This is a genomic window from Crassaminicella thermophila (genome assembly GCF_008152325.1).
GTDB classification, from domain to species: Bacteria; Bacillota; Clostridia; order Peptostreptococcales; family Thermotaleaceae; genus Crassaminicella_A; species Crassaminicella_A thermophila.
The window spans coordinates 658,538-674,092 of sequence record NZ_CP042243.1 but is presented as its reverse complement, the minus strand read 5'-3'; the positions used below and the strand labels follow the sequence as shown (position 1 = coordinate 674,092).

The 15,555-nt window shown below is 30.7% G+C and carries 9 protein-coding genes and 1 other annotated feature; of the genes, 2 read left to right on the top strand and 7 right to left on the bottom strand.

Translation table 11 applies throughout. The annotated features are described in order from the left end of the window. The first annotated feature begins 149 nt into the window (after window positions 1-149). Window positions 150-416: a binding site (T-box leader), on the top strand. Between the two features lie 65 nt (window positions 417-481). After that, a complete protein-coding gene (ilvD, locus tag FQB35_RS03080; protein ID WP_148808575.1) occupies window positions 482-2,140 on the top strand; it encodes a dihydroxy-acid dehydratase in 1,659 nt (552 codons plus the stop codon). A 50-nt stretch (window positions 2,141-2,190) separates the two neighbouring features. On the opposite strand, the gene FQB35_RS03075 is transcribed toward ilvD, so the two are convergent. Continuing rightward, window positions 2,191-3,000 carry a histidinol-phosphatase HisJ family protein gene (locus FQB35_RS03075; protein ID WP_148808573.1) on the bottom strand — a complete coding sequence of 270 codons (810 nt, stop codon included), beginning with the start codon at window positions 2,998-3,000 and terminating at the stop codon, window positions 2,191-2,193. A 32-nt stretch (window positions 3,001-3,032) separates the two neighbouring features. Then, window positions 3,033-3,926: a phosphatidylserine decarboxylase gene (locus tag FQB35_RS03070; RefSeq protein WP_148808571.1), complete on the bottom strand. Its 894-nt coding sequence runs from the start codon at window positions 3,924-3,926 to the stop codon at window positions 3,033-3,035. 231 nt (window positions 3,927-4,157) lie between these two features. On the opposite strand from FQB35_RS03070, the gene gdhA reads away from it, so the two are divergent. Beyond that, window positions 4,158-5,504 (top strand): NADP-specific glutamate dehydrogenase, encoded by a 1,347-nt coding sequence (gene gdhA / locus FQB35_RS03065; RefSeq protein ID WP_408625450.1) that lies wholly within the window; start codon window positions 4,158-4,160, stop codon window positions 5,502-5,504. Window positions 5,505-5,551: 47 nt separating this feature from the next. On the opposite strand, the gene FQB35_RS03060 is transcribed toward gdhA, so the two are convergent. The 5 genes from FQB35_RS03060 to addA all read right to left on the bottom strand — a co-directional run bounded on the left by FQB35_RS03060 (window position 5,552) and on the right by addA (window position 15,477). Then, window positions 5,552-6,718 carry an HD-GYP domain-containing protein gene (locus tag FQB35_RS03060; protein ID WP_148808567.1) on the bottom strand — a complete coding sequence of 389 codons (1,167 nt, stop codon included), beginning with the start codon at window positions 6,716-6,718 and terminating at the stop codon, window positions 5,552-5,554. Between the two features lie 81 nt (window positions 6,719-6,799). Beyond that, window positions 6,800-7,696, bottom strand: coding sequence for a tRNA epoxyqueuosine(34) reductase QueG (gene queG, locus FQB35_RS03055; protein WP_168198219.1), 897 nt, complete (start codon window positions 7,694-7,696; stop codon window positions 6,800-6,802). 19 nt (window positions 7,697-7,715) lie between these two features. Next, window positions 7,716-10,760: an AAA family ATPase gene (locus FQB35_RS03050; RefSeq protein WP_148808565.1), complete on the bottom strand. Its 3,045-nt coding sequence runs from the start codon at window positions 10,758-10,760 to the stop codon at window positions 7,716-7,718. 2 nt (window positions 10,761-10,762) lie between these two features. Beyond that, window positions 10,763-11,911 carry an exonuclease SbcCD subunit D gene (locus FQB35_RS03045; RefSeq protein ID WP_148808563.1) on the bottom strand — a complete coding sequence of 383 codons (1,149 nt, stop codon included), beginning with the start codon at window positions 11,909-11,911 and terminating at the stop codon, window positions 10,763-10,765. Beyond that, complete coding sequence (gene addA, locus FQB35_RS03040; protein ID WP_148808561.1) at window positions 11,908-15,477, bottom strand: helicase-exonuclease AddAB subunit AddA; 3,570 nt, start codon at window positions 15,475-15,477, stop codon at window positions 11,908-11,910. Before addA ends, FQB35_RS03045 begins: the two co-directional genes overlap by 4 nt. Window positions 15,478-15,555: the final 78 nt, after the last annotated feature.

Genomic DNA, 15,555 nt, shown 5'->3' with positions numbered 1-15,555 from the left:
AAGGTTTTCAGTATTGAATTAACAAGCTAATTGTTTATTTTAATAATTCTTTATCTATAAAAATATATGATAATTTTAAATATTTTATATTGACGATAATATCAATTAGTAGTAAAATATATTTTAATCATTTGACAAAAGTATACAAGCTAATAGCTATGAAGGAGAGAAAAATACATCCCCTTTAACTACAGAGAGCTGACGTTTGCTGAGAGTCAGTGTTAAAGCAGTATATAATAATCACTCCGAAGCTGCCAAGTTGAACCAATTGTAGTAGACGAGGCCGGGATTCTACTTTTGTAGATATGCCACCGTTATATGGCTAAGGTTAAAAATATTTTTTGACCTGAAGAGTCAATTCATGCAAATGAATTGTAAATTAGGGTGGTACCACGGGAAAGTCTCTCGTCCCTAGGATATAAAGTTTGTATCTTAGGGATGAGAGATTTTTTATTTATATAAAAACTAAGGAGGATTTTTTATGAGAAGTGATGTTATAAAAAAAGGTGCCAAAGGAGCTCCAGCTAGATCTTTATTCTATGGTATGGGATATACAAAAGAGGAAATTAATAAGCCTATTATTGGTATAGTTAATGCTCAAAATGAAATAATTGCAGGACATATGCACTTAGATAGAATCGCTCAAGCAGCAAAAATGGGTGTTGCAATGGCAGGAGGAACTCCTGTAGAATTTCCAGCTATCGGTATTTGTGACGGTATTGCAATGGGTCATGAAGGAATGAAATATCCTCTTGCAAGCCGCGAGCTTATTGCTGACTCTATTGAAGCAATGGCTATCGCTCATGGTTTTGATGGCTTAGTACTAATTCCAAACTGCGATAAAATTGTCCCTGGTATGTTAATGGCTGCTGCAAGATTAAACATCCCTTCTGTCGTTGTTAGCGGTGGTCCTATGCGTGCAGGAGAACACAACGGCAAAGCTTTAGATTTTAGCAGTGTTATTGAAGCTGTTGGATCTTTTAAGGATCAAAAAATCTCTGAAGAAGAGTTAGAAGAATTAGCAAAAAAATCATGTCCTGGATGCGGTTCTTGCTCAGGATTGTTTACAGCAAATAGTATGAACTGCTTAACAGAAGTTTTAGGTATGGGACTTCCATACAATGGTACTGCTATGTCTCATTCTGGTGAAAGAATTCAACTAGCAAAATATGCAGGTATGAAGGTTATGGAATGTATAAAAAATGACATAAAACCATTAGATATTCTTACTTTAGATGCTTTTAAAAATGCTATAACCGTTGATATGGCTATGGCTGGTTCTTCAAATACTGTACTCCACTTACCAGCAATTGCTCATGAAGCAGGGATTAAATTAGATCTTGAATTATTTGATGAAATCAGTCAAAAAACACCTTATTTAACAAAATTAAGTCCTAGTGGAAAACATCATATGGAAGATTTACATCGTGCTGGTGGAATCCCAGCTCTTATGAAAGAGCTTACAAAGAAAGAATTAATAAATACAAATGCTTTAACAGTTACAGGAAAAACTGTCGGAGAAAACCTTGAAAAGGTAAATGTATTAAACTATGATATAATTCACCCTATTGACAATCCTTATAGAAACAAAGGAGGACTTGCAATATTAAGAGGAAATTTAGCCCCAGATGGAGCTGTTGTAAAGGAATCAGCTGTAGCTGAAGAAATGCTTACTCACGAAGGTCCTGCAAAAGTATTTAATTCTGAAGAAGAAGCTGTGGATGCTATTTTTGATGGAAAGATTCAAAAGGGTGATGTTATTGTCATAAGATATGAAGGTCCTAAGGGTGGACCTGGTATGAGAGAAATGTTATCTCCTACCTCTGCAATCGCTGGTATGGGATTAGATAAAGATGTTGCACTTCTTACAGATGGTAGATTCTCAGGAGCAACAAGAGGTGCTGCAATTGGACACGTATCTCCTGAAGCTATGGAAGGTGGATTAATCGCTCTTATTAAAAATGGAGATATAATTCATATCGATATTCCAAATAAAAAATTAGAAGTTAAATTAAGCAATGAAGAAATACAAAAACGTCAAGAAAGCTTTGTAAAGCCTAAACCAAAGGTTACAAAAGGATATCTTGCAAGATATGCAAAGTTAGTTACTTCAGCAAGCACTGGTGCTGTATTAAAGTAAATATTTGTAAAAACACTCCCAATAGGGCTCTGCCCTATGGGAGCTATTTATTATAATCTCACAAATTTAGGCTCCATTTTTTCAAATGTAGTAATATACCTATACCCTATATCCCTTAAAAGATCATATGTTTCTAATATTTTATATCCTATATCCTCCTCTTTATGGGCATCAGAACCTACGGTAATAATTTCTCCACCTAAGCTTTTATATAAGCTTAATATATCAATGTCTGGATTTGTTGATTTAATTCCATATCTAAAGCCAGAAGTATTTACTTCTATTCCTTTTCCCTTTTGAATAATAATTTTTAGTATTTCCTCAATCATTTCTCTTTCAATATTATTTATATTAATATCTTCATATTCTGTATAAGCATATCTTCTTACTACGTCTAAATGGCCATATACATTATAGCTATCTATTTTTTCTACAATTTTTCTTACTTCTTTAAAATACCGTTCATAGGCTTCTTCTTTTGTTTTATTTTCAAATAAATTTCTAAAATATAGATCATATTTATCTATAGTATGACTAGATCCTATAACAAAATCAAAAGAATACTCATTTACTAATTGATTAATTCGCTCTTTTTCTTCTATTTGCAAACCTATTTCTATCCCAAGCTTTATACTAATTTTATCCTTATATTTTTCCTTATATTTATAAAGTATCTCTATATATGATGGAATATCAAACAAATCATCTACAATTAAACCATTTGGTCTCCACACACTAAGTTCAGCATGGTCTGTAAATACAATTTCTTTTATTCCCATTTGTATAGCTCTTTTTATAGCTACTTCCATTTCTAATGATGCATCATCTGAAAATGTGGTATGAACATGATAATCATACATTATATCAAACCTTTCTATTTATAATTTCTACATTATAACTTTTTCCCTAAACACTCTCCCATATTCACTTTTGTCTCTATTCCTTTTTGTGTGTTATAAAGCAAATCCTTATCTATATTTATTTCTCCTTTTTTCAAAAACATAATAACCGTTGAGCCGCCAAATTTAAAATATCCTTTTTCTTCCCCTTTATATACCTGTTTTTTCTCTTTATAAGTTTGTATTATAGATCCTACACAAGTTGCTCCTACTTCAGCAAGAATCATTTTACCAAAGTTATCAGAATAAAATACTGTTATTTCCCTTTTATTCTGGCAGTATAACCCCATAATCTTTTTAAGAGCTATAGGATTTACAGAATAATATTGCCCCTTTATATTTTTAGACGCATAAGGAATACCACTATCAGGAAAATGAAATCTATGATAATCTGCTGGACATAATCTGATAACAATACATGCTCCTTGATCATACTCTTTAGCAAGATTTCTATCACAAAAGAATTCTTCTAAAGTATAAAGAGAGCCTTTTACTTGTATCACTTTATCCTTATGAATATTTTCATAAGCCAACACACGACCATCAGCTGGAGAAATTAGATGTTTTTTTTCTAAGTCTATCGGTCTTGCTTCCTTTTTTAAATTTCTAGCAAAAAAATCATTAAAGGTTTTATAATCCTCTATGCATTCTCTTTCAGCTTCACTCATATCTATAGAGAGCTTTTGAACAAAACCCTTTATCTTTTTTCTACTAAAAGAAGTATCCTGCAATTTTCCATACAAAAATGAAAATATTTTTCTTTTAACAAAAATCTCAAGCAATGTATTTCCTGGCTTTGTATCATAAATCCATTTTAAAAACTTATCTCCAGCTACAATTTCTTTCATTCTTTGTCCTGTTTTTCTATCTATATAATAAATATCCATTTTTTTCATCATCCTTATCCATACTTATATACCTTTGATTTTATCACATCTTTATAAAATTTAAATAGTCAAAATCTATTTTTTATCTTGTATTCCTCCATGGAATTACTCAATCATTTATACATTCAATTATTGACTATCTTGTATTATTGTGGTAAATTCATATTGTAAAGTTTTTTCTAATAATTTAGAAAAATTTTATATACTGAAATCATTATTAACAAAAAGGGGATGACTGTCATGTCTTATGTTCAAGAAGTATTAGAACAAGTAAAAAAAAGAAATCCTGGTGAAGTAGAATTTCATCAAGCTGTAGAAGAAGTTCTACATTCATTAGAACCTGTTATTGAGAAGCATCCTGAATATGCAAAAGTAGGTTTAATCGAAAGATTCGTTGAACCTGAAAGAGTAGTTATGTTCAGAGTCCCATGGGTAGATGATAGTGGCAAAGTTCAAGTAAATAGAGGGTTTAGAGTACAATTTAACAGTGCCATTGGGCCTTACAAAGGTGGTTTAAGATTCCATCCATCTGTATACTTAGGAATTATTAAATTCTTAGGATTTGAACAAATATTAAAAAATTCACTAACTGGTCTTCCAATTGGTGGCGGTAAAGGTGGATCTGACTTTGATCCTAAAGGAAAATCTGATGAAGAAGTAATGAGATTCTGTCAAAGTTTCATGACTGAATTATATAGACATATTGGACAAGATTTAGACGTTCCAGCTGGAGATATCGGAGTAGGTGCTAGAGAAATAGGATATCTATTTGGTCAATATAAAAGAATAAAAAATCAATACGAAGCTGGGGTGCTTACTGGTAAAGGTCTTACATATGGTGGCTCTTTAGCAAGAAAAGAAGCTACTGGTTTTGGTTTAATTTACTTTGTAAGAGAAATGTTAGCAGCTCATGGAATGGATTTTAAAGATAAAACAGTTGTAATTTCTGGTGCAGGTAACGTTGCTATATACGCTTGTCAAAAGGTACAAGAATATGGTGCAAAAGTAATCGCTATGTGCGACTCTTCTGGCTATATTGTTGACGAAGAAGGTATCAAGCTAGATACAATTAAACAAATCAAAGAAGTAGAAAGAAAGAGAATTAAAGAATATGTAAAATATCATCCAAATGCACAATACTTCGAAGGTCAACAAGGAATTTGGTCACTAAAATGTGATATTGCTCTACCTTGTGCTACACAAAACGATATTAACCTTGAAAGTGCTAAAAAATTAGTAGAAACTGGTGTAAAAGCTATTGGTGAAGGTGCAAACATGCCTTGTACAAATGAAGCCATTGAATATTTCTTAAAAAATAACGTATTGGTAGCTCCTGCAAAAGCTGCAAATGCTGGTGGCGTTGCTACTTCAGCTCTTGAAATGTCTCAAAACAGTATGAGATTAAGCTGGACATTTGAAGAAGTTAACCAAAAATTAGATGAAATTATGGTAAATATCTTTAAATCATCTCAAGCAGCTGCTAAAGAATATGGAATGGAAGGAAACTATGTAGCTGGTGCAAACATTGCAGGCTTCTTAAAAGTAGCAGATGCAATGATGGCTCATGGTATTGTATAAAAGTTTATAATAAAAACCTTCTTTGGAACTTCCAAAGAAGGTTTTTTCTATCTGATTGTATTTTTAAAAGAATTTCCTTCCCCCATTTTACGCGGGACACATGCATTCGGAATTTCATAAAGTATTCCCTTAATTACAACGTTAGTTTCTTTCATTAAATCAATCATCTTCATTTCTACACTTACTGCATTTTGACGAACTATTTTCACTTTCGGTCTTAATGGAAAATCTGGTTGTATTTCTTGCACTACACCAATTTCTCCATTACTTAATTGAACCAAACTTCCTTCTGGATAAGGCATAATTTTTTTTGCAAAAACTTCTACCATTTTAAAATCAAAGTATCTTCCTGCACTACCCATAATAAGTTCTATAGCCTCATTTGGAGGTACCGCTTTTTTATTGGCCGTATCAGATGTTAAATAATCGTAAGTATCTGCAATTGCAACAATTCTAGCCAATTTATTAATTTTATCTCCTTTATATCCATAAGGAAATCCTGATCCATCCACCCTTTCATGATGCTGAAGAGCAATCACTTTTGTTGTAGCCTTTATTTCATATTTCTCTTTTAAGTATTCATACCCTTTCTTTGTATGATCCTTTTCAATATCCAATTCTTCCTCTGTTAAAGGAGCTTTCTTTAAAAGAATCTCTTTAGGAATGAATGCTTTTCCTATATCATGAAGCATTGCCCCAATACATAAATCATGTAACTCATTTCTATTTAGTCCCATTTCTATTCCTAAAATTAAAGACAATACAGCAACATTTACAGAATGTTGATAAGTATAAGAATCGATACTTTTTATATCAACCAAATTCACTACTATATTATTGTTCATTAAAATCTCATCTACAAACTCTTTAGATATATTATTTAACGATTGAATATTTTTTTCTCCCTCTTGCTCCAATTGTTTTACCTTTATCGCATTTTCCCTCTGCTTAAAATATTTATCCAAACCATCAAAGGTATCTTTAATAGTCTTTATCGCCTCATTTCTCAGTTTTGGGCTAATAACATCTTCAATCTCGTTATCACTATATTCATCATTTATGTATATACTGTATATTCCATTTTCTTTTATCTTCCCTATAAGATTTTGATTTAATTTTACTCCTTTTTGCAATAAAACTCTATTATTTTTATCATTTAGGGTTTGTGCTAAATACATTCCTTCTTTTGCACTACCAATTGGTATAAGTCTCATAATTATTACTCCTTATATTTTTTGATCAACCTTTATATCTTAATTTAAAATAATTATATCAAATTTCGACAAATTCCGTTACTAGTTTTTTATTTCCCTTAAAACCTCAAAATTTCTTAATATAATTTTTCTCCCTCTCCAGCTAAAGGCTCTATCACCATATTTTCTTTTAAAAGCCTTATTAGACATGTCTAAAACTTCTTTTTCATCAAGAATATAAATCAAATTCTTCCTAAACTCCTCCATATTTGTATGTTCAATATTTTGATTATGAGGACATACATCTTGGCAAATGTCACAACCAAATACCATTTTATTTTTCTTTAAAATATCTCTTTCTTCTTGCGTTAGCTCTTCTTTTTTCTGAGTTATAAAAGATAGGCACCTTCTTGGATTCATTTGGAAATCTCCAAGTATAGCACCTCCTGGACATTTTTTTATACATTCACCGCATTTTTTACAGGTTTTATTCAAGGGCTTGTCTACTTCAAATTTATAGTTGTTTAGAATGTAACCAATAAATACATAAGATCCATACTTATCATTTATTAAGTTATTGTTTATTCCAAAATATCCTAGCCCTGCTAAATAAGCTAAATATCTATCTACTAATGGACCTGTATCTACAAAAGCTTTATAAGAAAAGTTTTCTATCCTCTCTTTAAGAAATTCTCCTATTTTATCTAGCTTTTCTTTAATAATCCTATGATAATCTATTGAATAAGTATATTTAGAAATATTCGAATCAAAGTACCCTGTAAAATAAGGAAATAAACAAACAATAATAGAAGCTACATCCGGCATTGTCTCCTTTGGATTAATTCTCTTTTTTATATCTTCTTCCTCCATCCCTGTAATATAACCTTTATCAATCCTATCCTTTAATATCTTTTCTAGTTCTTTATAAGGACCAATAGGTGCAATTCCTACACGTTCAATATTTAATTTTTTGCAAAATCCCTTTAAGCATTCCTTCACATTTATTTCTCCGTTTCTTCTAAGATATTTTAAACTTTGCCACACTTCCTTTTTCTACCTGAATAACTTCAAGTCTCGCATCTATTCTTTCTTTTAGCTCTGGCACATGAGAAATAATTCCTACAAGCCTTCCCCCTTTTTGCAGATCAATGAGTGTCTTCATAGCAAAATCTAATGCTTCAGGATCTAGTGTTCCAAACCCTTCATCTACAAAAATGGTATCTAGACTAATTCCACCTGAATAAGCTTGCACAACATCTGATAACCCTAAAGCTAAAGATAATGAAGCAAGAAAAGTTTCTCCACCAGATAGGGTGCTTACAGGTCTTTGCATTCCTGTATAAGTATCAAACACCTCTAGTTCTAATCCTCCTGCTGCATTTTTTCGTGCTCGATCCATTGTTCTTCTTAGATGATATCTTCCCTTACTCATCAATTTTAATCTTTCTGTTGCAGCAATAGTAATATCATCTAATAACGTACTTAAAACAAATCTTTGGAATGTAAGCCCATAAGGATTTACACCATTGCTTACCTCTGATAGTTTTCCAACAACAGAATATTCCTTTTCTTTCTCATCAATCAAATTATCTAATTTTACTAAATCCTTCAACAAGCTCTTATTATATTTTATTTTCTCAAGTAGAGTATTTTCTATTTTTAAAGCTTCAACCTTTTCCTTTTCTACATTTTTTAAAGTTTTCTCAAGCTTAACTATATCTACCATTACAATTCCTTCTGAAGCTTTCTTTGCACGATTTAGGCGATCTTTTGCAGCATGTAAATTTCCTTCAAATTCCTTTATCTCCTGCTCTAACTGCTTCCTTAAATTTTCATCCTTTTTTGCCTTTTCATAATCCGTATAGCTTAAAAATCCTGCTTCACTTAACTTCTTTATAAAAGCATTTCTCTCCTGTATATACTTTGTATATGCTTCCTCTAAAGCCTTCTTTGCATTTTCTTTTGACGTTTTTGCAACAGTTAATTCCTTTGTTGCTTTATCAAAGTCATCCTTGGCTTTTTCAAAGCTTTTTATCAATTTATCCAATTGTTCTTTTGCTTGTTTTTGTGCTATTTTTAACAATTCTATATTCCGAATATTTTCAGGAATAGCTTCTTCCTGCTCCTTTAAAGCTCCCTCATGCTTTTGATAAGCTTCAATTTTATTTTTTAAAGCTTCTTCTATCCTTTCTAAAATCTCCTTATTTTCCTTTTCTTCTTCCTTCAGCTTCTCTAACTGAACTTGATAAAACTCTAATTTTTTCGATTTTTCAAGAGCCTCTTCAAATATTTTTTGCTTATCTTGTAATTTATCTTTTAATATCTGTATCTTTATATAAGCATTTTCCCCTAGTTCCTCCTGAATAGTTTTTATCCTATTTTCTACTTTTTCTTTTTCAAGCTCCTTTTTATTTACCACATCTTTCATTTTATCTTTTTGTTTTTCTAACTTTTCAACAGATAATTGTTTTTCCTTTATTTCTTCTTCTGTTGGCATCCAATCCTCTTTTTTAGCTAAGCTTGGATGATCTAATGAGCCACATACTGGACAAGGCATATTTTCATCAAGATTACTTGCAAGTATAGCTGCTTGACCTCTTTGGTATACTTCCTGCAAAGCAAAAAATTCTTTTTTTATCTTGCTATACAACTTTTCTGCTTTTTTGTATTCTTCTAATGAATAATCATATTTTTTCTTTATTTCCTCATATATATTATTTAGCTTATCAAGCTCTTTTCTTTTATTATAAGTTTTTTGTAATCCTTCATATTCTACTTTAAATCCTGCTAACTTTAAGCTATACTCCTTCGCTTCTTCTGTAATAATACTCTGTTTTTCTAGCAAAGCTTCAAGTTTTTTTAATTTTCTTATCACTTTCTCTTTTTCAAGCTCCTCTTTATGTAGCTCTATTTTTAACTGTTCTAGTTTTTTTTTCGAATTCTCTAAGGCATTTACTTTATCATAATAGCTTTCAATAAGTAAAAGCTGCTTTTTAAGTTTTTCCCTATCTTCTTCCTTTTCATTTTCCTCTTCTAATTTTATTTCTGATTCCTTATAATTTTCAATTGCTTCATTTAATTTTTTATCAGCTTCTTCCAAATCTTTTTTGCATTTTTTTTGATCCTTACTTCTTAATCTTGTAGATTTTTCCGTCTCTTCAAGAGTAGCAGCCTGTACTGCTTTATTTAACATTTCTCTTTTTTGCTGTATATACAAAATTTTATCTTTTAGTATTTCTAATTCCTTTTGAGCTAATTCTTTTTCTTTTAATTTTTCATTTCCTTCTTTTCCTTTTATAAAAGCTTCCTGAACATATTTTACTTTCTCTGCTTTTTCTTTTAATATTTCCTGCATATTTATTAGCTTTTCTTGAGAAATTTTAATTTCCTCTTCTAAATCCTTTATTGTCTCACATTCTGCCTTTTTTAAAAGCCATTGTTTTTGTTTTTCTAAGTCTTTTATTGTCTCTTTTATTTCTTTTGCTGATTTTTTCAATATTTCTTCTATTCTCCTATAAATCTCTGTACTAAATAATTTCTCTAAAATATCTTGTCTTTCTACTGAATCAGCTAATAATAGTTTTCGAAACTCCCCCTGTGGTAGCATTATTACTTGACGAAACTGACTGCTTTTAAAGCCTATCAAATTTTCTACTGTATCCGTTACATTCTTCCATCCAGTTTGAAGTAAAACTTCTTCTTCATTAAGTTTCCATAGGGTAGCTTCAGGATTTTGAATTGTTGTACCTTTTCCAGATTTTTTAAGCCTTATCTGCTCTGGTTTTCGATTAACTCTGTATCTATAACCCTTTATTTCAAAATCAAATGTTACTTCTGTAATCTGATCAATCTGTGCATGATGACTTCTCATATTTTTACTATTTCTCTCATTCCCGCTCGTATCTCCATAAAGAGCAAAGCACATAGCATCTAAAATAGTAGTTTTACCAGATCCAGTTGGTCCATGGATCAAAAATATGCTTTTATCTTTTAATTCAGTAAAATCTATCTCTTCTTTCACATAAGGTCCAAAAGCACTAATAAAAAGTTTAAGAGGTCTCATAATTATTCCCCCCTCATAACGCTATAATATTGATCTAAAATATTCTTAAATACAGTTTTGTATTCATCTGTAAAAGTACTTTGTGTTACCTGTTTGTAAAAGGAAGCAAACAAATCTATTTCACTCATTTTTTTAAAGTCCTTATCTGCCCCTACACAATCATTATTGATTGTAAATTGAGGTCTTTCTATATGCACTACATTTGGATAAACCTTTCTTAATTTTCCCATAGCATCCAAAATAGCTCCTTCATCCTTTAATGTTACACAAATATAATCATCTTTGTTTTCACCATTTTTAGGACCCTTTAAAATTTCATCTAAATATCCTTCTATACATCTTAAATCTTTTTTAGGCTTTAATTCTATATTTTCAATTAACACATTCCCTTTTTCATCCATTTCAATAAAACAAATTCCTTTTTTATGATTTACTTCTGAGAAAGAATATTTCATTAAAGATCCTGAATACCTTATATTTTCTGCTCCTACCCTTTGGGCCCTGTGTAAATGTCCTAAAGCTACATAATCAAAAGACTTAAAATAAGAAGCATTCACAACACTTGATCCTCCTACAGAAAGGGGACGTTCTGATTCGCTTTCTTCTCCCCCTGCAACAAATGCATGAGCTATTAATACATTTCGGCTGTCTGTATTCATACTTCCTCTTATGTGATTAATCACTTTAAACATGGCTTCATCATGAACATTAATCCCTTTATCATCAAAAGTTTCCCTTACAGTAGCTACTTCAACATAAGGAATGGTATAAAAGTTTACAGGTCCATAATCATCATAAATCACAACAGGCTTTATATCTGTAATTAGCTTTCCTGAAATATTTAATCCTCTTCCCTTAAGAATTCTTGATCCGAATCCAAGTCGGTCAGGACTATCATGATTTCCTGCAATCATAATAATAGGAACACAATAATCTATCAAAATCTTAGATACAACATCATCTAAAAGATTTATAGCTTCAGTAGGAGGTACAGATCTATCAAATATATCTCCTGAAACCAAAATAACATCTGGTTTAATATCCTTTACCAATTCTATAAACTTATCTAATAAATAGGCTTGATCATTGGTTAGATGCACTCCATGAAAAATTCTTCCTAAATGCCAGTCCGAAGTATGAAGTATCCTCATAGTTTCACCTCTTCATCTAAATGGAATAAGTAAAGATAACTCTCTTTTACTTTCTTATTTGTTATTTTTTCTAAAGCTTCTTTGTATAAATCAACTTGAATTCGATATTTCTTAACAATTTCTTCTTTTCTTCCAAAGCCAATATAATCTGTTTTATAATCCACTAATACAAGTCCATCCTCTTGCTCAAAATAGCAGTCTATAACCCCTTGAATCAAAAGGCTTTCCTCACAATCATATAAATTAGGTATTACCTCACAAGCTTTTTTTACAAAGTTAAAAGGTACTTCTCTAAAAACATTTTTAGCCTTGCATATTCGCTTTCCAATATTGCTTTCAAAAAATGTAAGTATTTTTGAAATATCAACCACATCTGCTTCTTCAATCTTTAATAATTCAGCTTCTACCATTTTTTCAATTTGTTCTTTAATTGCTTCTTTGCTCTCTATATTATTTAAATCTAGATGCTGCATTACAAAATGGATAATAGTTCCCTTTTCTGCTGCTGCAAACTGTTTATTTTCATTCATAAAATTAGGCTTTTGAATAAGAGAAGGAATATTCATCCCCATACTGTCTAATTCCTTTGCTGATATTCTTTTAATATCTGTTACAGATAGTTTTGAAGGAATCTTTGTTGCAACTTTATTTGGATAACTCCAGTCAAGCCTCTTTGCTACAAAAGCATAATCTTTTTTTATTGCTTTTTCATCAAAATCCCTTAAAAACTTTAAATAAGATAATTTATTTATCTTTTTTTCTATTTCTTCCTTTTGAATATCTGTTTTATGAATTCTTTTTATGTTCCACTTTGAATTATCTTTCATAAGCATATCTTCATTCCAAAGGACATTAGCCCATTCTCTCAAATTTTCTCCATCCTTATGCCTCATTAAAACAGGTCCTATCCAATCAAGATAACATCTACCCTTCGAAAGATAAAAAGGAGTCATACCCTTTGTCCATTTTTTTGCTGATTTTTCTATATCTTTAATACTTCCTATAAGAATCAACTTATCCTTTGCCCTTGTTAATGCAACGTATAGAATCCGCATTTCTTCAGATAAGCTTTCAATTTTTATTTTATTTTTCATAGCTATTTTTGCAATTGTATCTGTATACTGTCGAATATTTGGGTCTACATATCTAGGTCCAATTCCTAAATCCTTATGAAATAACACTTGTGAATTAATATCCATCAGATTAAACTGCTTTCCCATACCCGCTACAATCACTACAGGAAACTCTAACCCCTTACTTTTATGAATACTCATTATTCTAACAACATCATCATTTTCTCCTAATGTTTTAGCCGTTCCCATATCTCCACTGCTATCTTTTAACTTGTCAATAAATTTAATAAAATTAAACAATCCTTTTATAGATGTATTTTGGAATTGTCTTGCTCGATCAACTAAAACTCTTAAATTTCCTTGTCTTTGAATACCTCCAGGCATAGCTCCTGCATAATCATAATAACCTGTTTCTTTTAAAAGATTCCAAATAAAATCATCCAAATGAATGTATCGAGAACTATCTTTCCACTTATTTATTTTCTCTAAAAAATTCTTGCATTTTAATGCTAATGGATCATCTATTTGCTCTATATATTCTTCTATAGCTTCAAAATAAGTTTTTTTACTGCTTTGAACGCGAATTTTAATAAGTTCTTCAGTATCAAAGCCTCCTATTGGAGAACGCATTACACTAAGAAGAGGTATATCTTGTCTTTTGTTATCTATAATCTTTAATAGATTCATAAATATATTTACTTCAATTGCTTCAAAGTAACCTGTATTGACATCTGCATAAGCAGGAATTCCTTCTTCTATGAAAACTTCTAAGAAGGTTTGTGCCCAGTTTTTTGTAGTTCTAAGAAGTATTACTATATCCTTATAGGTAATATTTCTATATTCCTTAAGCTTGCTATCATAGATTTCATTATCTAGTAAAGCCTTTATTCGTTTTGCAGTAATTCTTGCCTCTACTTCCATATCTTCTATTTCTTCAAATTCTTCTTCCATCTCTTCTTGTGCATTTTTTTCTATTAAATTTAGTTCAATAGCTAAATCATCCATCGGTTCATTTTCTGCTCCCTTGTATAGGTATGCACTTTCATCATAATCAATCTCACCAAGTTCTTTAGTCATAATATTTTTGAAAATAAAATTTACCCCATCGATAACTTCTTCTCTACTTCTGAAGTTTTTACTTAAATCAATTCTTCTATTTATAGCATTTGAATCATTCTTAAATGTTTCATATTTTTCTATGAATAAGGAAGGATCTGCCAATCTAAATCTATAAATACTTTGTTTTACATCTCCTACCATAAATAAGTTGTCCTCTTTTTTAATAAAACCTAATATGGTTTCTTGTACAATATTACTATCTTGATACTCATCTACAAATATATATTCAAACCTTTTTTGATATTCTTTTCCTACTTGTTCATTTTCTAAAATAGCTAAAGCGTAATGCTCTAAATCATTGAAGTCTACAATTCCCTTCTCAACCTTTTTCTCATGGTATAAGCTTTCAAAATCTATAACCAAATTATATAAATATTTCATATATGGATATAATTCATTCAAATCCTTTATATAATCTTTTGGACTCTTAACTAGAATATCTTCTTTTATACTTTTTATAATATCTTTCCCCTGTTCTCTTAACCCCTTTATCTCTTCTTTTAATATTTCATCCACATCTTTTGTGCGTCCTAATCTTTTATGCGATACATTTTCTAATGCATAATAAAAACTAGTTAATCCCGCTTTTAAAGAAGTCTCTAACTCATCTATTATTCGTATGTCTTCAAGGATTGCTTCAGTGTAAGCTGCTACTCCATTAGGTCTTAAACATAAATCCTTTGCTGCAAGAAATGCTTCTTTTGCCCCTGCTAATGAAATTTCAATCTGCTTAACTATTGTTTCATACCATTTTGTTTTCTCAAATCCATCCATATCTAAACAAAAATCTTCAACTCTATCTTTAAGCCATTTTTTAGGATATGGTTTACTTTGAATAAATTCATATAACTTTAATACCAATTCCTGTAGAGGAGTATCCTCTTTATTTCCTCCAAATCGTTCTACTAATCCTATAAATCCTTCTTCTTCTTTTTCATATTCCCTTTCAAATAATTCTTGTATAACCTCAATCTTCATAATGCTAGTCTCTGTTGCATCTCCAATACGAAAATTAGGATCTATATCAATCAAATGAAAATATTTTTTCACTACATCTATGCAAAATGAATGCAATGTACTAATAGAAGCTCTATTAAGCAGGTTCATTTGTCTTCTTAAGTGTTCTTCATTTTCATCTTTCTTTTCCAATTCCTCTAAAATAGCTGCTCCTATTCTTTCTCTCATTTCTCCTGCTGCAGCATTAGTAAAAGTTACAATTAACAATCTGTCTATATCAATCTTATCTTTTATAATCATTTGTATTATTCTCTCAACTAATACAGCTGTTTTTCCTGATCCTGCTGCTGCTGCAACCAAAAGATTGCTGCCTCTTGAATCAATAGCACTTTTTTGATCTGTAGTCCACATAACCATTTGTATTCCTCTCCTTTTTATCCCAATGGCATCCCTATTACCTATATAAAATTATATCATAGAAAAAACCCTCTATTT